Annotated in this window: 16 protein-coding genes, 1 tRNA gene and 1 riboswitch; of the genes, 3 read left to right on the plus strand and 14 right to left on the minus strand. The window is 73.8% G+C overall.

Going from position 1 to position 17,534, the window contains the following annotated elements:
* Window positions 1–141: 141 nt before the first annotated feature.
* The 3 genes from FB474_RS08550 to FB474_RS08560 all read left to right on the plus strand — a co-directional run bounded on the left by FB474_RS08550 (window position 142) and on the right by FB474_RS08560 (window position 5,212).
* Window positions 142–1,320, plus strand: coding sequence for an exonuclease SbcCD subunit D (locus FB474_RS08550; RefSeq protein ID WP_141788261.1), 1,179 nt, complete (start codon window positions 142–144; stop codon window positions 1,318–1,320).
* Window positions 1,317–4,460 carry an AAA family ATPase gene (locus tag FB474_RS08555; RefSeq protein WP_141788262.1) on the plus strand — a complete coding sequence of 1,048 codons (3,144 nt, stop codon included), beginning with the start codon at window positions 1,317–1,319 and terminating at the stop codon, window positions 4,458–4,460. The genes FB474_RS08550 and FB474_RS08555 overlap by 4 nt, the downstream gene beginning before the upstream one ends.
* Window positions 4,461–4,567: 107 nt before the next feature.
* Window positions 4,568–5,212, plus strand: coding sequence for a dihydrofolate reductase family protein (locus tag FB474_RS08560; protein ID WP_141788263.1), 645 nt, complete (start codon window positions 4,568–4,570; stop codon window positions 5,210–5,212).
* Between the two features lie 147 nt (window positions 5,213–5,359).
* On the opposite strand, the gene gcvP is transcribed toward FB474_RS08560, so the two are convergent.
* The 14 genes from gcvP to cmk form a co-directional block, all read right to left on the minus strand.
* A complete protein-coding gene (gcvP, locus tag FB474_RS08565; protein WP_141788264.1) occupies window positions 5,360–8,257 on the minus strand; it encodes an aminomethyl-transferring glycine dehydrogenase in 2,898 nt (965 codons plus the stop codon).
* Between the two features lie 103 nt (window positions 8,258–8,360).
* Window positions 8,361–8,465, minus strand: a riboswitch (glycine riboswitch).
* An 80-nt stretch (window positions 8,466–8,545) separates the two neighbouring features.
* Entirely contained in the window at window positions 8,546–9,130 is a 585-nt protein-coding gene (locus FB474_RS08570; RefSeq protein ID WP_141788265.1) for a MerR family transcriptional regulator, read from the minus strand.
* A 161-nt stretch (window positions 9,131–9,291) separates the two neighbouring features.
* Window positions 9,292–9,852: a bifunctional nuclease family protein gene (locus FB474_RS08575; RefSeq protein ID WP_141788266.1), complete on the minus strand. Its 561-nt coding sequence runs from the start codon at window positions 9,850–9,852 to the stop codon at window positions 9,292–9,294.
* An 18-nt stretch (window positions 9,853–9,870) separates the two neighbouring features.
* Complete coding sequence (gene ftsR, locus FB474_RS08580) at window positions 9,871–10,602, minus strand: transcriptional regulator FtsR (protein WP_141788267.1); 732 nt, start codon at window positions 10,600–10,602, stop codon at window positions 9,871–9,873.
* 4 nt (window positions 10,603–10,606) lie between these two features.
* A complete protein-coding gene (locus FB474_RS08585; RefSeq protein WP_141788268.1) occupies window positions 10,607–11,068 on the minus strand; it encodes an FHA domain-containing protein in 462 nt (153 codons plus the stop codon).
* Between the two features lie 114 nt (window positions 11,069–11,182).
* Window positions 11,183–11,572 carry a glycine cleavage system protein GcvH gene (gene gcvH, locus FB474_RS08590; protein ID WP_141788269.1) on the minus strand — a complete coding sequence of 130 codons (390 nt, stop codon included), beginning with the start codon at window positions 11,570–11,572 and terminating at the stop codon, window positions 11,183–11,185.
* A 50-nt stretch (window positions 11,573–11,622) separates the two neighbouring features.
* Window positions 11,623–12,405, minus strand: a complete 783-nt coding sequence (locus FB474_RS08595) for a DUF881 domain-containing protein (RefSeq protein WP_141788270.1) — start codon at window positions 12,403–12,405, stop codon at window positions 11,623–11,625.
* Window positions 12,402–12,734 carry a small basic family protein gene (locus FB474_RS08600; protein ID WP_141788271.1) on the minus strand — a complete coding sequence of 111 codons (333 nt, stop codon included), beginning with the start codon at window positions 12,732–12,734 and terminating at the stop codon, window positions 12,402–12,404. The genes FB474_RS08595 and FB474_RS08600 overlap by 4 nt, the downstream gene beginning before the upstream one ends.
* On the minus strand, window positions 12,731–13,708 hold the full coding sequence (locus tag FB474_RS08605; protein ID WP_141788272.1) for a DUF881 domain-containing protein: 978 nt from the start codon (window positions 13,706–13,708) through the stop codon (window positions 12,731–12,733). The genes FB474_RS08600 and FB474_RS08605 overlap by 4 nt, the downstream gene beginning before the upstream one ends.
* Window positions 13,705–14,322, minus strand: a complete 618-nt coding sequence (gene clsA, locus FB474_RS08610) for a cardiolipin synthase ClsA (RefSeq protein ID WP_281286307.1) — start codon at window positions 14,320–14,322, stop codon at window positions 13,705–13,707. Before clsA ends, FB474_RS08605 begins: the two co-directional genes overlap by 4 nt.
* Window positions 14,323–14,429: 107 nt before the next feature.
* Window positions 14,430–14,503, minus strand: a tRNA-Pro gene (locus FB474_RS08615).
* 116 nt (window positions 14,504–14,619) lie between these two features.
* A complete protein-coding gene (gene der / locus FB474_RS08620) occupies window positions 14,620–16,137 on the minus strand; it encodes a ribosome biogenesis GTPase Der (protein ID WP_141788273.1) in 1,518 nt (505 codons plus the stop codon).
* Window positions 16,134–16,820, minus strand: coding sequence for a lysophospholipid acyltransferase family protein (locus FB474_RS08625; protein WP_141788274.1), 687 nt, complete (start codon window positions 16,818–16,820; stop codon window positions 16,134–16,136). Before FB474_RS08625 ends, der begins: the two co-directional genes overlap by 4 nt.
* On the minus strand, window positions 16,813–17,517 hold the full coding sequence (gene cmk, locus FB474_RS08630; RefSeq protein ID WP_141788275.1) for a (d)CMP kinase: 705 nt from the start codon (window positions 17,515–17,517) through the stop codon (window positions 16,813–16,815). Before cmk ends, FB474_RS08625 begins: the two co-directional genes overlap by 8 nt.
* Window positions 17,518–17,534 lie beyond the last annotated feature (17 nt).

Here is a 17,534-nt window from a genome sequence, read left to right on the forward strand (position 1 = left end):
CAGGGGTGGTGGTGCACGCCATACCTGCGGGTGTCTCCTCCGCACGGACGCGACCCCGGTATGCCGTGTAGCAGCAGGCGGCCGGGTGGCACGCCGGGGAGGGTGCACCGGCCTGTCGGCGACTCCCCCTAGCCTGCAGGCGTGCGTCTGATCCACACCTCCGACTGGCACCTGGGGCGGTCCTTCCACCGGGTGGGGCTGCTCGACGCCCAGGCGGCCTTCGTCGACCACCTCGTCGAGGTGGTCCGGGCCGAGCGGGTCGACGCGGTGCTCGTCAGCGGCGACGTCTACGACCGGGCGCTGCCCGCGCCGGAGACGGTCGCTCTGCTCTCCGAGGCGGTCACCCGCCTCATCGACGCCGGCGCACAGGTCGTGCTGTCCAGCGGCAACCACGACTCGGCGATCCGGCTGGGCTTCGCCGCGGAGCTGCTCGAGCGCGCCGGGCTGCACATCCGCACCGGGCTGTCCTCGATCGGCCGGCCGGTGATGGTCGGCGACGTCGCGGTGCACCCGCTGCCCTACCTCGAACCGTCGGTGGCCGCCGACCGGCTCGGGGCCGGCGAGCGCACCCACGCCGCGGTGCTGGGGGCGGCCATGGAGCGGGTGCGCGCCGACCTGGCCGGGCGCGGCGGGCGTTCGGTGGTCATGGCGCACGCCTTCGTCACCGGTGGGGCGACCAGCGAGTCCGAGCGCGACATCAGCGTCGGCGGGGTCAGCGCCGTTCACCCCTCCACGTTCGACGGTGTCGACTACGTCGCCCTGGGCCACCTGCACGGCCGCCAGCAGGTCGACGACGGGCAGCGCTACTCCGGGTCCCCGGTGCCGCTGTCCTTCTCCGAGGTCAACCACACCAAGGGGTCCTGGCTGGTGGAGCTCGACCCCGCCGGTGTCGAGGTGAGCGCGGTCGAGGCGCCGGTGCACAAGCCGCTCGCGGTGCTGCGCGGCACCCTCGAGGAGCTGCTGGCCGACCCCCGGCACGCCGGGGCCGAGAAGGCCTGGTGCCAGGTGACGCTCACGGACAGCGTGCGCCCGCTGGGGGCGATGGACCGGCTGCGCGAGCGCTTCCCCGACACGTTGGTGCTCCAGTTCGACCCGCAGGGGGTCCGCGAGCTGCCCACCCCTTACGCCGCCGCCGTGAGGCAGCGCGACGACCTCGACCTGTGCTGTGACTTCCTGGCCCATGTCCGCGGCGGCAACCCGCCCACCGAGGCAGAGCGGACCCTGCTGGGCTCCGCCGTCGAGGGCTCACGCCGCGACCGCGCACGGCACGACGACGAGGGACAGACCGACGCGCGCGACGCGCGCAGTGGTGCCGCATGAGGCTGCACCACCTGGGCATCACGGCGTTCGGGCCGTTCGCCGCCGAGTGCGAGGTCGACCTCGAGGAGCTCTCCTCCAGCGGCCTGTTCCTCATCCAGGGCCCCACCGGCGCCGGCAAGACCAGCGTCCTCGACGCCATCTGCTTCGCGCTGTACGCCGCGCTGCCCGGGGCGCGGTCGGGCGCCCGGTCCAACCTGCGCAGCGACCACGCCGCCGAGGGCGCCGTGCCCCAGGTGCGGCTGGAGTTCACCGCCGGCGGGCGCCGGTTCCTCATCGTGCGCTCCCCGGAGTTCCAGCGGCCCAAGAAGCGCGGCACCGGCACGACCAAGGTCCAGGCCAGCGTCGTGCTCGAGGAGCGGGTCGACGGGGAGTGGGTCAACCGGGGCACCCGCAACGACGAGGTGGCACAGGTCGTCCAGGACGTCGTCGGCATGGGCCTGGAGCAGTTCGTCAAGGTGGTGCTGCTGCCGCAGGGGGACTTCGCCGCGTTCCTGCGGGCCAGCCCCGAGGACCGGCGCACCGTGCTGGCCAAGCTGTTCGACACGAGCCGGTTCACCGACATCGAGGCGTGGCTGGCCGACCGTCGCCGCGACCTGGCCGCCGGCCTCGCCGAGAGCCGGGCCGAGCTGGGACGACACCTGGCCCAGGTCGACACCGCGGTGGAGCTGCTCGACCTCGACGACACCGGGGCCGAGAGCGAGGCGGCCGCCGCCGAGCTGCCTCTGGCGCTGCCGGACTGGGGCAGCCTGCCCCGCCCCGCGGTGGCGGCCGCGCTGACCGGGCTGGAGTCCGCGGTCACCCAGCACGCCGGCGCCGCCCTGGCCAGCCGGTCCCTGGCCGAGGACCGCCACGAGGCCGCCGACGTCGCCTGGCACGCCGGGCGCCGCACCCTGGAGCTGCAGGAGGCCGCCGCGCGGGCCGGCGCCGAGCTCGAGGCCCTCGAGGCGGCACGGCCCGCCTACGACGCTGCCGCCGACACCGTGGCGGCAGCACGCCGCGCGGCCGTGGTCAGCGGCCACCTCAAGGCCGCTGACGACGCCACCGCCGTCCTGGCCACCACCAGCGGCGAGGTGCTCGACCGCGCCGCCCCGCTGGCGGAGCTGCTCAGCAGGCAGCCCGACGGCGAAGGGCTGGTCCAGGGCAACGGGCTGCCCGACCTGTCGGCGGTGGAGGCTCTGGCCGCAGGCCTGCGCGCCGCCGGCGAGCCCCTGGACCGCGCCGGCACCGTGGCCGAGGAGCTGGCCCGCCTTCACCGCGAGGCCGAGGCGCACGAGGCCGACGCAGCGGCCCGTGACGAGGCCGCGGCCGGCGTCGCCACCCAGGTGGTGGCCGCCGGTGAGGCCGTCACCCGGGCCGAGGAGGCCCTCGCCGGGCTGCGCGGGCAGGCGGCGGTGGTCGACGCCACGCAGGCGCAGGTCGAACGGCTGACCCGCACCCACCGGCTCAGTGCGGAGCAGGACCTGGCCCGGCCCCGACTGGCCTCCCTCGAGGCCGAGCTGGCCACCGCGCGCGCGGCGACGCTGCAGGCACGCGAGGAGGCGGTGTCGCTGCGGGAGCGGCGGCTCGAGGGCATGGCCGGTGAGCTGGCGGCTGCGCTGGCCGACGGTCAGCAGTGCCCGGTGTGCGGTGCGTGTGAGCACCCGTCCCCGGCGACCCGCGGCGACCTGGTCACCTCGGAGCAGGTCGCCGCGGCCGAGCGCGCGGTCACCGACGCCGGCGCCACCGAGACGCTCCGGGCCGGCGAGGTCGCCGCCCTGGCCGGGGCGGTCGCGGCCCGCGACGAGGAGCTTGCCGGTGTCGACGCCACGACCGAGGAGCTGGCCGACGAGCTCGCGCGGGCGAGGGGAGCCCTGGACGAGGCAATGGCCGCTGCGACGGGGCTGGCTGCCGCCGAGACCCGGGTCGAGGCGCGGCGCCGCGACCTCGAGGGGCTGCGCACCCGGCAGGGCGAGCTGACCGCCCAGCGCGACACGGCCCGAGCCCTGGCGTCCGGGGCGCGGGAGCGACTGCTCGAGGTCACCGCGCGGGTGCGTGCCCTCCAGGCCGAGCACGACGCTGTCTGCCCCTGCGCGACCGCCTCACCGGACACGGCTGCCGCGGACGAGGGCGACGTCACGCTGGAGGGACGGCTGGGCGCACACCAGGCCCTGGTCGCCGGGGTCGACGCGCTGGCCCGGGCGGTGCGGGCGCACGCGGCCGCCGCGGCCACGGCTGCCGCGGCCACCGCCCGGCTCGAGGAGTCCCTGCGGGCCAACGACTTCACCGATGTGGCCGCGGCGCGCGAGGCCTCGGTGCCCGAGGACCACGTTCGCGAGCTCGAGGCCCGGCTGCGCGAGCTCGACCGCCGGCGCGACCAGGCGCAGGCGCGGCTGGCCGACCCCGAGGTCGTCGCCGCCCGCGACGCGGCGGTGCCCGACCTCGACCGGCTCACCCACGAGCGCGACGCGGCAGGCCGGGCCCTCGGGGCCGCGCGCGACCGACACACGCTTGCCGAGCGCGCCAGCTCCCAGCTGCGCCAGCTGCACACCGCGGTGCGCGCGGTCCTCGACCGGCTCGGTCCGGCCGAGGACGAGGCCGCGCTGGTGCAGGAGCTGGCCGAGTGTGTCGCCGGCACCAGCACCAACAACGCCCTGCGAATGCGGCTGTCGTCCTACGTGCTGGCCGCGCGGCTGGAGGAGGTCACCCTCCTGGCCAACGAGCGGCTGCGCACCATGAGTGACGGCCGCTATGCCCTGGAGTACACCGATGCGCTCGCGGCCCGCGGAGCACGCAGCGGTCTCGGCCTGCGGGTGCGCGACGCCTGGACCGGCCTGCCCCGGGACACCTCCACCCTCTCCGGCGGCGAGGCGTTCATGGCCTCCCTGGCGCTCGCGCTCGGGCTCGGCGACGCGGTCAAGGCCGAGGCCGGCGGCCTCGACCTGCAGACCCTGTTCGTGGACGAGGGCTTCGGCACCCTCGACGAGGACAGCCTCGAGCAGGTGATGGCGGTGCTCGACGGCCTGCGCGAGGGTGGCCGGGCGGTGGGCATCGTCAGCCACGTGGCCGAGCTGCGTCAGCGCATCCCGGTGCAGCTGCGGGTCACCAAGACCCAGCGGGGTTCCGAGCTCGCCGTGCGCATCGAGGACGCCCCCGCCGCCTGAGCTGCACCCACCATTCCGGGGGCTGGGAGCTGCGACCCGGCATACACTCCTGCCCCGGGGGCGCTCGCCGTGAGCCGTCGCCCCGATGGGGAGCAGGAGGTCGCGCCATGTCGCTGGTCCGGGTCCACAACTTCGCGGTCTCCCTCGACGGCTTCGGCACCGGCGAGGGACAGAGCCTGGAGTCGCCGTTCGGCCACGCCGGAGGCCGGTTGCACGAGTGGTTCTTCCCGACCCGCACGTTCCGCGCCATGCAGGGCAACGACGGCGGCAGCACCGGCGTGGACAACGCGATGGCCCAGACGTGGGACGCAGGCATCGGCGCCGAGATCATGGGGCGCAACAAGTTCGGACCACAGCGCGGGCCGTGGGAGGACCACGACTGGACCGGCTGGTGGGGTCCTAACCCGCCGTTCCACACCCCGGTCTACGTCCGCACCCACCACCCCCGGCCGTCGGTACGGATGGAGGGTGGCACGACCTTCCACTTCGTCGACGGCACGCCCGAGGAGGTGCTCCGCCAGGCGCGTGACGGCGCCGGTGGCCTGGACGTGCGGATCGGCGGCGGACCCTCGACGGTCCGCGACTTCCTCGCCGCCGACCTGGTCGACCACCTGCACGTCGTCGTCGTGCCGATCCTCCTCGGCCGCGGGGTGCGGCTGTGGGACCGTCTCGAGGCCCTCGAGGAGCGGTTCGACGTTGAGTCGGTGTCGACCCCCGCCGGGGTCACGCACGTGACCTTCACCCGGCGCTAGCTCCCCGCCACACCGCCGACCCCCTCGCCCGACTCCCCACCGTCGGCGCCACCCCCGGCACGACCTGGTGCCCGCCACGCCGCGAACCCGCGCCGGTCAGGGCGGGAAACGCGGCGCAACGGGCACCGGGTCCGGGTGGACCGGGGGTCAGTCCTCGAACGCCTCCGGCGGCGGGCAGGAGCAGACGAGGTTGCGGTCGCCGAACGCCCCGTCGATGCGCCGCACCGGCGGCCAGTACTTCGCCCGCGGGTCGACCCCGTGCGGGTAGGCGGCGGTGTGCCGGTCGTAGGGGTGGTCCCACTCCCCCGCCAGGGACAGCGCCGTGTGCGGGGCGTGCCGCAGCGCGCTGTCGGCGACGGCGACGTCACCGCGGGCGACCTGCTCGATCTCCCCGCGGATGGCGACCATCGCGTCGCAGAACCGGTCGAGCTCGGCGAGGTCCTCGCTCTCGGTCGGCTCGACCATCAGCGTGCCGGCCACAGGGAAGGACATCGTCGGCGCGTGGAAGCCGTAGTCGATGAGCCGCTTGGCGACGTCGTCGACCGTGACGCCCGTGGTGCGGGTGATCTCGCGGACGTCGAGGATGCACTCGTGCGCGACCAGGCCCTCGGGGCCGGCGTACAGGACCGGGAAGTGGTCGCGCAGCCGGGCGGCCACGTAGTTGGCGGACAGGATCGCCGTCTGCGTGGCCTTGGTCAGGCCGGCGCCGCCCATGAGCCGCACGTAGGCCCAGGAGATCGGCAGGATGCTGGCCGAGCCGTAGGGGGCTGCCGAGATCGGCCCGACGCCGGTCGCCGGGCCGGCCTCCGGGGCGAGTGGGTGGTTGGGCAGGTACGGCGCGAGGTGGGCGCGCACGCCGACCGGACCGACGCCGGGGCCGCCGCCACCGTGGGGGATGCAGAACGTCTTGTGCAGGTTGAGGTGCGAGACGTCGGCACCGAACTTGCCCGGGCGGGCGATCCCGACCAGCGCGTTGAGGTTGGCCCCGTCGACGTAGACCTGGCCGCCCGCGTCGTGCACCAGCTCGCACAGCTCGCTGATCGTGTCCTCGAACACCCCGTGCGTGGAGGGGTAGGTGACCATGATCGCCGCGAGCTGGTCGCGGTGCTGCTCGACCTTGGCGCGCAGGTCGTCCATGTCGATGTCGCCGCCCTCGGCGGTCTTGACGACGACGACCTTCATGCCGGCCATCACGGCGCTCGCCGCGTTGGTGCCGTGCGCGCTGGCCGGGATGAGGCACACCGTGCGGGCGGCGTCGCCGCGGGCCTCGTGGTAGGCGTGGATCGCCAGCAGGCCCGCCAGCTCACCCTGGGATCCGGCGTTGGGCTGCAGCGACACCTCGTCGTAGCCGGTGACCTCGCACAGCCACGAGGCCAGGTCGGTGACCAGCTCGCGGATGCCCTCGGTCTGCGACGCCGGCGCGAACGGGTGCAGCCCGGCGAACTCCGGCCACGTCACCGCCTCCATCTCGGTGGTGGCGTTGAGCTTCATCGTGCACGAGCCCAGCGGGATCATGCCGCGGTCGAGCGCGTAGTCCTTGTCCGAGAGCCGGCGCAGGTAGCGAAGCATGGCGGTCTCGCTGTGGTGCGTGTGGAAGACGGGGTGGGTCAGGTATGCCGTCTCCCGCACCAGCGCGGCGGGCCAGGACGGCTCCGCGTCGCGCACCTCGGTCAGCCCGGTGACGCCGAACGCCGCCCAGACGGCCTGCAGGTCGGCCAGGTCGGTGGTCTCGTCGGTGCTGACCGACACGCGGTCGGCGTCGACCGGCCACAGGTTGACCCCGCGGGCGGCGGCCTCGGCCACGACCTCGGCCGCACGGCCGGGCACGGCGACGGTGACCGTGTCGAAGAAGTGCGTCGTCGCCACGTCCACGCCACCAGCACGCAGCCCCTCCGCCAGCGCAGCGGCGTGGGCGTGGGTGCGACGGGCGATCCGGGCCAGGCCCTGAGGGCCGTGCCACACGGCATACATGCTGGCCATGACGGCGAGCAGCACCTGGGCGGTGCAGATGTTGGAGGTCGCCTTCTCGCGACGGATGTGCTGCTCGCGGGTCTGCAGCGCGAGCCGGTAGGCCTGATGCCCGTCGGCGTCGACGCTCACCCCGACCAGGCGGCCGGGCAGCGACCGCTCCAGGCCGGCGCGCACGCTCATGTAGCCGGCGTGCGGGCCGCCGAAGCCCATGGGCACGCCGAAGCGCTGGCTGCTGCCGACCGCGACGTCGGCGCCCCACTCACCCGGCGGGGTGGCGAGGGTCAGCGCGAGCAGGTCCGCGGCGGCGGTGACCAGCGCGCCGGCCTCGTGCGCGGCGGCGGCCAGGGCCGACCAGTCGCGCAGCTCGCCGTCGGCGCCGGGGTACTGCACCAGCACGCCGAACACGGCCCGGTCACCGGCGGCCGCGGTCAGGGAGGCGGCGTCGGCCACCGGGGTCAGGTCAGCCACGACCACCCCGAGGCCCAGCGGCTTGGCGCGGGTCTGGATCACGGCGATGGTCTGCGGCAGCACGTGCTCGTCGACGAGCAGCACCGCGTCCTGGGCGACCTTGCTGGTGCGGCGCATCAGCGTCATGGCCTCGGCCGCCGCGGTGCCCTCGTCGAGCAGCGAGGCACCGGCGGTGGCCAGGCCGGTCAGGTCGGTGACCACGGTCTGGAAGTTGATGAGGGCCTCGAGTCGGCCCTGGGAGATCTCAGGCTGGTAGGGCGTGTAGGCGGTGTACCAGGCAGGGTTCTCCAGCACGTTGCGGCGCACCACCGGCGGCGTGACCGTGCCGTAGTAGCCCAGGCCGATCATCGAGGTCAGCACGGTGTTGCGGGAGGCGAGCCGGTGCAGCTCCTCGATCACCGCCTCCTCGCTCGGCGCGGCCTCGACGCGCAGCGGGCGCTCCGAGCGGATGCCACCGGGCACCGCGGCGTCGATGAGCGCGTCGATGCTCGGCTGGCCGACCACCTTGAGCATCTCGGCGGTGTCGTCGTCGGAGGGGCCGATGTGGCGCGAGACGAAGTCCGGCTCCGGCGGCAGAGCGCTGTGGGAGGACTGGGCGTGGGACATGAGGCTCCTGTCGCGGGACCAGCGCAGACGCCGGCCGTTGGTTGAGGTGTCGCCTCCCCCTCTGTCGCCGCGGGCCGGTCAGGACCGCGCACTCCAGAGTTGCCTCACCCGCGTGGTCCTGGCGCCTGAGAGGTTCCGGGGAGTTTGCCCCTTCGGCGCCCCGCCGACCGGCGGCGGCCGGTCGCGAGGTCTCTCCCACGCAGGGTTGTCAGCACCGGGAAATCTACCACCGGCGGACAGGACCCGGCCCGGGCCGCGAGGCCCGGGCCGGTGTGCTCCGTGGTGGGGTCAGCTGATGAGGCGGGCCGACCGGCGCGCGCTCAGCTCGTCGCCAGGGTGCGCGGCGGGGGTCTCGTCCTCCGGCCGCTCGCTGGGCAGCTGGGCCAGCTCGCCCTCGACCTCGCGCCAGACCCGGCCCACGGCGATGCCGAAGACGCCCTGGCCGCCCTGGACCAGGTCGATGACCTCGTCGGCGGAGGTGCACTCGTAGACGCTGGCGCCGTCACTCATGAGGGTGATCTGGGCCAGGTCCTCCACGCCCCGCTCGCGCAGGTGGGTGACCGCGACCCGGATCTGCTGCAGCGAGACGCCGGTGTCGAGCAGGCGCTTGACGACCTTGAGCACGAGGATGTCGCGGAAGCTGTAGAGCCGCTGGGTGCCCGAGCCGGTGGCGCCGCGCACCGAGGGCTCGACCAGCCCGGTGCGAGCCCAGTAGTCGAGCTGGCGGTAGGTGATGCCGGCGGCCTTGCAGGCCGTGGGCCCGCGGTAGCCGGTGTCCTCGCTCAGCGTCGGGAGGTCGTCGCTGAAGAGCAACCCCTGGGCAGCAACCGGCACCGTGGGGCTGCCGTGCTGCGCGTCTCCGGTGGGGTTCACGCCTACCTCCCGTGTAACTACATCGCCGTCGTTCGTCTTTTGACGGTAGGGCCGCCCGGGGGGTGCGTCAATCACCTCTCGAGGGTGCGTCGCGACGTGTCGCCCACCCGCGAGCCAACCCTCGACGTCAGGTCAAGACTGAGGGTATGCCGCGTCGCACCTCACGAGGCGCGCGGGCCGCCCTCTCCCTCGTCCTCGCCTTCAGCCTCACCGCCGGCCTCGTCACCGGTCCCCTCGCCTTCCGCCGCCTCGCCCGCCTCCTGCTGGAAGTCCTCGGCCGAGACGTGGTCGAGGAACTCGCGGAACCGCTCGACCTCGTCGTCCTCGTCCTGGGCGATGGCGACGCCGGCCTCGTCGAGCAGTGACTCCTCGGCCATGATCGAGGTCCCGGTGCGCAGCGCCAGGGCGATGGCGTCCGAGGACCGCGCGCTGACCTCCAGGCTCCCGTCGAAGATGAGGCTGGCATAGAAGACGCCCTCCTTGAGGGCGACGATGCGCACCTCGGAGAGCGTGTGTCCCAGGTCGTCGATGACGTTCTTGAGCAGGTCGTGCGTGAGCGGCCGCGGCGGCACCACGCCCTGCTGGGCGTAGGCGATGGCCGTGGCCTCGGCGGCACCGATCCAGATGGGCAGGTAGCGCTCGCCGTCACGTTCCCTCAACAGGACGATGGGCTGGTTGGTGGGCATCTCCACGCGGACACCGAGGACGTCGAGCTCTCTCACGGGCTCAACGGTACTCGCTCACTCTGTGCGCAGCCCCGACCGCACCAGCGCCGCGTGCAGGGCGATGCACTGGCTGAGGATCTCGGCCGTCGGGTCGGCAGAACCGTTGGCCTGTCTGGTCTTGCCCCGTCCACGCATCGGCGACACCACCTGCTGCACCAGCCCGATCTCGCGGTCGGCAGCGGTGCGGAAGGGCCGCAGGTGTCGCGCCTCGATGCCGAAGTCGGCGAGGGCACCGGCCGCGCGGGCGACGGCCAGGTCGGGCTCGCCGAAGTGCCCCGAGCGGTCGGGCCGGACCAGCCCGAAGGTCTCCAGCGCCTCGAAGGTTCGCAGGTCGAGCCCGGCGGCCTCGCGCAGCTCACGCGCGGTCAGCCTCAACGTGCCCGGCAGGGAGAGCTCCGCAGCATCCGGCACCGCCGGGTCACCGGGGACGACCGGCACCCGCGGGGTCGGCGGGCCGTCGCTCCCGGACGGCGGCTCGAGGCCGCGGTCCATGGCGTCGAGGGCCTCGCGGATGACCTTCAGGGGCCAGAACCGGTCCCGCTGGGCGCGCAGGATGTAGCGCAGGCGCTCGACGTCCGCCTCACCGAAGGTGCGGTAGCCGGCGCCGGTGCGCTCCGGCGTCACCAGCCCCTCCGCCTCCAGGTAGCGGATCTTGGAGATGGAGACGTCCGGGAACTCCTCCTGCAGGGCGGAGAGCACCGCCCCGATGGTCATCCGCCGGGCGGCCCGGTCGGGCGCCTCGACCATGGACTCACGCGGAGGATGCGCCCGAGCCCGCATAGAACACCAGCCGGAACTTGCCGATCTGGACCTCGTCGCCGGTGTGCAGGACCACCTCGTCGATGCGCTGGCGGTTGACGTAGGTGCCGTTGAGGGACCCCACGTCGCGCACGATGAAGCTGCCGCCCTCGCGACGGAAGGTCGCGTGCTTGCGGGAGACGGTGACGTCGTCCAGGAAGATGTCGGAGTCGGGGTGTCGACCCGAGCTGACCTCGTCGGCGTCGAGCAGGAAGCGCGCGCCGGTGTTGGGGCCACGCAGCACGACCAGCAGGGCGGTGCCCTCGCGCAGGGCGTCCACCGTCGCCTGGTCGGCGGCGGTCAGGCCACCCTCCTCGGGCGCCCCCTCGACGTGCTCGAGGTCGCCGATCCCGGGGAACCGCATCGTCGTCGGTTCGCCGGAGCGGATCGGACGCTCCTGCTCGCTGTCAGTCATCGGGTGAGCACCTCTGTCTTTCGGGGCTGCCGGTCGGCCCAGGGTGCCCCAACCCTAGACCACAACTTGAGGATGACGGAGGGGTTTGGACAATCGGCCCAAACCCCTCCCCCGTCAGGACAGCTGGGCGCGGTAGGCCTCCACGTCGAGGAGCCCCTCGAGGGCGCTCGCGTCGGCGAGCTTCACGGCATACATCCAGCCCTGGCCGTAGGGGTCGGTGTTGACCAGCTCCGGGGAGGAGTCCAGCGCCGCGTTGACCTCGACGACCTCGCCGGCCAGGGGTGCGTAGATGTCGCTCACCGACTTGGTCGACTCGACCTCGCCACACGCGGCACCCGGCTCGAGGGTGTCCCCCACGGCCGGAAGGCTGACGTAGACGACGTCACCGAGCGCGTCCTGGGCGTAGGCGGTGATGCCGATGCGGACGACGCCGTCGGCCTCGGCCGCCACCCACTCGTGCTCCGCCGTGTAGCGCAGGTCGGCGGGGTAGTCCAGGTCGCTCATGGTGCTCCTTGAAGGCGTTGGCACAGCAGGGGTTTTCAGGCGGGATGGGGTCACGACGACGGGGTCGGCGTGGGCACCGGGCGAGCGTAACGAGGCTCGCGCAGCGTCTGCAACGCGTCGATCCGCAGGTCCTGGGACTGGGTCACGCGGGGGGTCGCGCCGAGACCTCGGAGGGTCTCGCTGATCCCGCCCGGGATGTCCATGGCCGCCGCCATCGTGGGCGCGTCGCCGATGGCGGTGAGGGTGTAGGGCGGGGTCAGGCGGGTGCCGTCGATGTCGATGCCGTTGCCGGCGTCGGTGAACGACGTGCTCGCCACGACGCGGGCCGGGCCGATCTGCACGGCCTCCGCGCCGGCGTCCCGCAGCTCCTCGAGAGCGTCCAGCAGCACCGGCGCGGTGACCTTGTGGCCGGGGTCGTCGATGGTCATCGTGATGCCGGGACCGCGCGCCGGCAGCGTGCCGGCCAGCACCCCCAGGGCGTCCAGCCGCTCGCGGGCCGCGGACAGCGCGGCCGCGCTGGAGCCGTTGACGAGCTGGTCCCGGGTCGACTGCAGGGTCCGGGCCTCGGTGTCGAGCCGGGCCTGGCTCTGGGTGACGTTGTCGAGGATGCCGACCAGGTCGCTCTGGCGCAGCGACTCCAGCCCCTGCTCCTGGGTCTGGCGCACCTGCGTGGCGATCGCGAACCCGAGCAGCAGGGCCAGCAGCGCGGCGAAGGCGTTGGCGCGGGTGGCCTTGGGCCGTGCGACGGCGCCGAGCCGGCGCCAGGCGGTGTCTGCCGTCGGCGGGGGCTCGGTGACGGCGGGGGCCTCGTGGCGTCCGGGCTGCTCGCTCATGCGCGGAACAGGTGTCGGCGGATGGAGGCGACGTTGGAGAAGATCCGCAGGCCGAGGACGACCACGACGCCGGTGGACAGCTGGGCCCCCACGCCGAGCTGGTCGCCCAGGAACACGATGAGGGCGGCCACGACGACGTTGGACAGGAACGACACGACGAAGACCTTGTCGTTGAAGATGCCGTCCATGACGGCGCGCACCGCCCCGAACACCGCGTCCAGGGCGGCGATCACCGCGATGGGCAGGTAGGGCTGCAGCCACAGCGGCACCGTGGGGTGCAGGAGCAGACCGGCGAGGATGCCGGCGAGCAGGCCGAGTGCGGGGATCACGGTGCGGTCTCCGTCGTGGTCGGGGATGTGGTGCTCGAGCCTGTGCCGCTCGAGGTCGGGCCGCCCGTGGCGGGGGCGGTGCCCGCACCCTGGGGGCGGGCGAGGCGGGTGTTGAGCGAGGAGTCACCCGGGACCCGGAGCCGGTCCCCCGGCTTGAGGTCGGCGCGGATGCCGTAGTTGTCGGTCAGCGACTGCAGGTAGCTGCCGCCGTCGGTGCCGGCGAACTCCGCCGGCAGGGAGCTGGAGTCGCCGAGGGCGGTGATGACGTAGGGCCGGGTCAGCGGCCGGTAGTCGACGAGGATCGCCTGCCCGGCGAAGCGGATCGCCGACCGGGAGGTCAGCCGCTGGCCGTTGATGGAGATCGCCTCCGCCCCGGCGGCCCAGAGCCCGTTGACGACGATCTGCAGGTCGCGGGCGATGACCTTGCCCTGGTCGGTGGTGGCGTTGGTGCGCGGGTCGACGGCGCTGCCCTGGTCGTTCTTGTTTGCCGGGGCGTCGTCCATGGTCAGCGTCAGGCCCGGGCCAACGGCGGGCGCCGCTCCGGTCACGAGCTCGGTGTCGCGCAGCTGGGTGAGCAGCTGGCCCTGGCTGGCCAGCTGCAGCGACTGCGCCTGGGCCGCGTCGATCTCGGCGCGCAGCCGGGCCACGCGCGCGGTCTGCGCGTCGACGTTGTGGCGGCGCGAGTCGATCTCGGTGATGAGCTGCTGCTTGGCCTTGCTGGCGGCCGTGGCCGGCACGCGCAGGGACAGCGCGCCGGTCACCAGGAGCGCCCCGAGCAGGATCGCCCCGACCAGCAGCGTGGGCGTGCGCAGGCCGGTCGAGGCCGGCAGACCGGCCCGGACCCGGGCGTCGGCCGCCGCGGCGTAGCCGGGGTCCAGCGGGCGCTGCATGATCTCGTTGATCAGGGACATCGAGGCGTCGACCCGGCGAGGCGGCGTGCCGGCCCCGGGCACCCCGGACGTCCCGCCGCTCATGCCCGTGCCTGCCGCAGGGACCGGAGCAGGTCACGCACCTGCACGGCATACATGATCCCGGCCACCCAGTAGAGGGCCACGCCCCACCACGCGAAGGCCCAACCGACCGGGCGCGCCACGGCCGCGAAGGCGCTGCTGCCCTCGCCGAGCAGCAGCAGCGGGAAGGCGTAGAGCAGGTTGAAGGTGGCGGCCTTGCCGACGAAGTGCACCGGCAGCCCGATGACGCCCTGGCGGCGGACGATCAGCAGCAGCACGGTGCCGAAGACCTCGCGGGCGAGGAGCACCACCACGAGCCACCAGGGGATGATCTCGCGCCAGGCCAGGCCCAGCAGCGTGGACAGGATGTAGAGCCGGTCCGCCAGCGGGTCGAGCAGCTGGCCGACCCTCGAGATCAGCCCGAACCGCCGCGCGATCTTGCCGTCGAGGTAGTCGCTGATGCCGGAGAGCGCGAGCACGGTCAGCGCCCAGCCGTCGTGGCCGCTGAGGATCAGCCACAGGAACAGCGGCACCCCGACCAGCCGCAGCATCGACAGGATGTTGGGGAGGGTGAAGACGCGGTCGCTGACGACCACCACGGGGCGTTGCGAGTGCGCCAGGTCCACCGGTTCCTCCACGTCACGAGCCTATGCGAGTCCCCCGCGGCGGCGTCAGCCGGCTCGCCGCCGACGACGAAGGCCGCCACCGGGTGGACCGGCGACGGCCTTCGTCGTACTGCGTTCCGTCGGGACGACAGGATTTGAACCTGCGACCCCTTGACCCCCAGTCAAGTGCGCTACCAAGCTGCGCCACGTCCCGGAACCGCTCGGGTGAGCGAGACGAAACCTTAGCGCACCGGTGCCCGGTGCTCCGAATCGCCCACCCTGCAGGGGTATCGCGGGTGGTCACCGAGGTGTCCACCCTGCCCCGGGCGGCTACTTGCGGCGCTTCTCGCGCACCCGCACCGAGACCTCGATCGGGGTGCCCTCGAAGCCGAACTCCTCGCGCAGGCGGCGCTCGATGAAGCGGCGGTAGCCGGCCTCGATGAAGCCGCTGGCGAACAGGACGAAGCGCGGCGGCCGGGTGCTGGCCTGGGTCGCGAAGAGCACGCGGGGCTGCTTGCCACCACGCACCGGGTGCGGGTGGGCGGCCACGACCTCGCCGAGGAAGGCGTTGAGGCGGCCGGTGGGGACGCGGGTGTCCCAGGACTCCAGCGCCGTCTCCAGGGCGGGCACGAGCTTGTCCATGTGCCGCCCGGTGCGGGCCGAGACGTTGACCCGCGGGGCCCACGGGATCTGCACGAGCTCCTTCTCGATCTCGCGCTCGAGGTAGTAGCGGCGCTCCTCGTCGAGCAGGTCCCACTTGTTGTAGGCCACGACCAGGGCCCGGCCGGCGTCGATCACCTGCTGCACCACGCGGATGTCCTGCTCGGCGATGGGCTGCTCGGCGTCGATGAGCACGATCGCCACCTCGGCCTTCTCCAGCGCCGTCTGCGTGCGCAGCGAGGCGTAGAAGTCGGCGCCGCGGGTCTGGTGCACGCGACGGCGGATGCCGGCGGTGTCGACGAAGCGCCACGTCCGGCCACCGAGCTCGATCATCTCGTCGACCGGGTCGCGCGTGGTGCCGGCGACGTTGTCGACGACGACCCGCTCCTCACCCGCGAGCTTGTTGAGCATGGAGGACTTGCCCACGTTGGGGCGGCCGATCAGGGCCACGCGCCGGGGACCGCCACGCTGGTAGGCCCCACCGGCGGCGGAGACCTCCGGCAGGACGTCCAGGACGGCGTCGAGCACGTCACCGCTGCCGCGCCCGTGCAGGGCCGACACCGGCCACGGCTGGCCCAGGCCGAAGGACCACAGCATCGCGGCGTCGGCCTCGGCACGGATGTCGTCGACCTTGTTGGCCACCAGCACCACCGGCTTGCCCGAGCGGCGCAGCAGCTTGACCACGGCCTCGTCGGTGTCGGTGGCGCCGACGGTGGCGTCGACGACGAACATCACGACGTCGGCGAGCTCGACGGCGACCTCGGCCTGCTCGGCCACCCGCAGGTGGATGCCGGTCGCGTCGACCTCCCAGCCGCCGGTGTCGACCAGGGTGAACCGGCGCCCGGACCACTCGGCGTCGTAGGCGACGCGGTCACGCGTCACGCCGGGCACGTCCTCCACGACCGCCTCGCGGCGGCCGAGGATGCGGTTGACGAGGGTGGACTTGCCGACGTTGGGCCGGCCGACCACGGCCACGACGGGCAGCGGCCCGCCGTCGGTGTCGGCTCCGGACTCGGCGCCGTCCCGCTCCAGGAGCGCGCGGTCCTCCTCGCTCAGCTCGAACTCGTCCAGCCCTGCGCGCAGGGCACGCTCGACCGAGGCGTCATCGCTCTCGATGGCGTCGATGGTCTCGGGGTGCTCGCTCACGGCAGGGTCCTCTTCATGGTGGTTCGCGGGGGTGGGGATCATCCATTGTCCCGCATCGACAGGGGTGCCTCGTCCGGGAGGCCGATCCCGGTGGTCACGCTGACCTGCGCGACGTGGTCGGCGAGCTGCCGACGCAGCTGCTCGGTTGCCACGCGCAGGCGCTCGCGGCCCGGCATACCGGCCGGGGGCTGCAGCCGGAACGGCTCACCGAACACCACGGCGACCGGTGACCGCAGCGGCGGCAGGGTGCCCGTGCCGCGGCCGGTGCGGCGCGTGCCCAGGCACGCCACCGGCACCACGCGTGCCCCGGACTGCAGGGCCAGCCAGGTCGCGCCCTGCTGGACGGAGGCGACGTCGCCCCGGCCCCGGGTGCCCTCGGGGAACACGCCGACCGCTCCCCCGCGGCGCAGCACGGCCAGCGCACTGCCGAGCGCCTCGCGGTCGCCGGTGGTGCGGTCGACCGGGATCTGCGCCACGGCCTGCAGCAGCCGGCCGAGGACGCCGGTGAACATCTCGCGCTTGACCATGAAGTGCGACGGGCGGGGTCCGACGGAGAAGACCAGGGGGCCGTCGAGGAAGCCCAGGTGGTTGGACACGAGCACGACCGGCTCGTCCCGTGGCACTCGTTCGGCGCCGACCACCCGCACCCGCCACAGGGTGCGCAGGAGGGCCCGCCCGAACCGCCACCCGGCGGCGGCGCCCCGGGCCGATGGGGCGTCAGGCACGGGTGCCGACGGTGGCGGCGACGACCTCCAGCACCGCCTCGACCGACTGCTCGAAGTCCAGGTCGGAGGTGTCCACGGTGGTGACGCCCTCGGCGGCCTCCATGAACGAGGACACGGTGGAGTCCTTGCGGTCCCGGTGCACCACCTGCGCGTGGGTCGCGGCCACGGCCTCGGCCTCGGCGTGGCCGTGCAGCTCCTTGGCCCGCCGGCGCAGGCGCGCCTCCTCGCTGGCGTAGAGCAGCACCCGCACGTCGGCGTCGGGCGCGACGACCGTCGTGATGTCGCGCCCCTCGGCCACGACGCCGCCGACCCGGTCGCGGCACTCGGCGATGATCTCGCGCTGGCGACGACGCAGCTCGGCACGCACCTCGAGGTTCGTGGCCACCGCCGAGACCTGCTCGGAGATGCGCGACTCGCGGATCGCGGCGCCGACGTCGGTGCCGTCCACGGCGACGCCGGGCGCCTGCGGCTCGGTGACCATGGTCAGCGGCAGCTCACGCGCCGCCTGCGCCACGGCGGCCTCGTCGTGCAGGTCGAGTCCCCGCTCCAGGCACCACCAGGTAAGGGCGCGGAACATGGCGCCGGTGTCGAGGAAGGCCAGCCCGAGGCGGGTGGCCACGGCGCGGGAGACGCTGGACTTCCCGGAGCCGGAGGGGCCGTCGATCGCGATGACGAGGGGGGCGGAGGACCTGCTCATTGCCCGGAGCCTATCGG

Source organism: Oryzihumus leptocrescens, from assembly GCF_006716205.1.
Lineage (GTDB): Bacteria > Actinomycetota > Actinomycetes > Actinomycetales > Dermatophilaceae > Oryzihumus > Oryzihumus leptocrescens.

Bases quoted from the DNA above. Each gene is read 5' to 3' on its own strand.
- FB474_RS08555 (WP_141788262.1), top strand. From the start codon at position 1,317: ATGAGGCTGCACCACCTGGGCATCACGGCGTTCGGGCCGTTCGCCGCC.
- der (WP_141788273.1), bottom strand. From the start codon at position 16,137: ATGATCCCCACCCCCGCGAACCACCATGAAGAGGACCCTGCCGTGAGC.
- gcvH (WP_141788269.1), bottom strand. From the start codon at position 11,572: ATGAGCGACCTGGACTACCCCGCCGACCTGCGCTACACGGCGGAGCAC.
- FB474_RS08560 (WP_141788263.1), top strand. From the start codon at position 4,568: ATGTCGCTGGTCCGGGTCCACAACTTCGCGGTCTCCCTCGACGGCTTC.
- cmk (WP_141788275.1), bottom strand. From the start codon at position 17,517: ATGAGCAGGTCCTCCGCCCCCCTCGTCATCGCGATCGACGGCCCCTCC.
- gcvP (WP_141788264.1), bottom strand. From the start codon at position 8,257: ATGTCCCACGCCCAGTCCTCCCACAGCGCTCTGCCGCCGGAGCCGGAC.
- FB474_RS08605 (WP_141788272.1), bottom strand. From the start codon at position 13,708: ATGAGCGGCGGGACGTCCGGGGTGCCCGGGGCCGGCACGCCGCCTCGC.
- FB474_RS08585 (WP_141788268.1), bottom strand. From the start codon at position 11,068: ATGACTGACAGCGAGCAGGAGCGTCCGATCCGCTCCGGCGAACCGACG.
- FB474_RS08595 (WP_141788270.1), bottom strand. From the start codon at position 12,405: ATGAGCGAGCAGCCCGGACGCCACGAGGCCCCCGCCGTCACCGAGCCC.
- ftsR (WP_141788267.1), bottom strand. From the start codon at position 10,602: ATGGTCGAGGCGCCCGACCGGGCCGCCCGGCGGATGACCATCGGGGCG.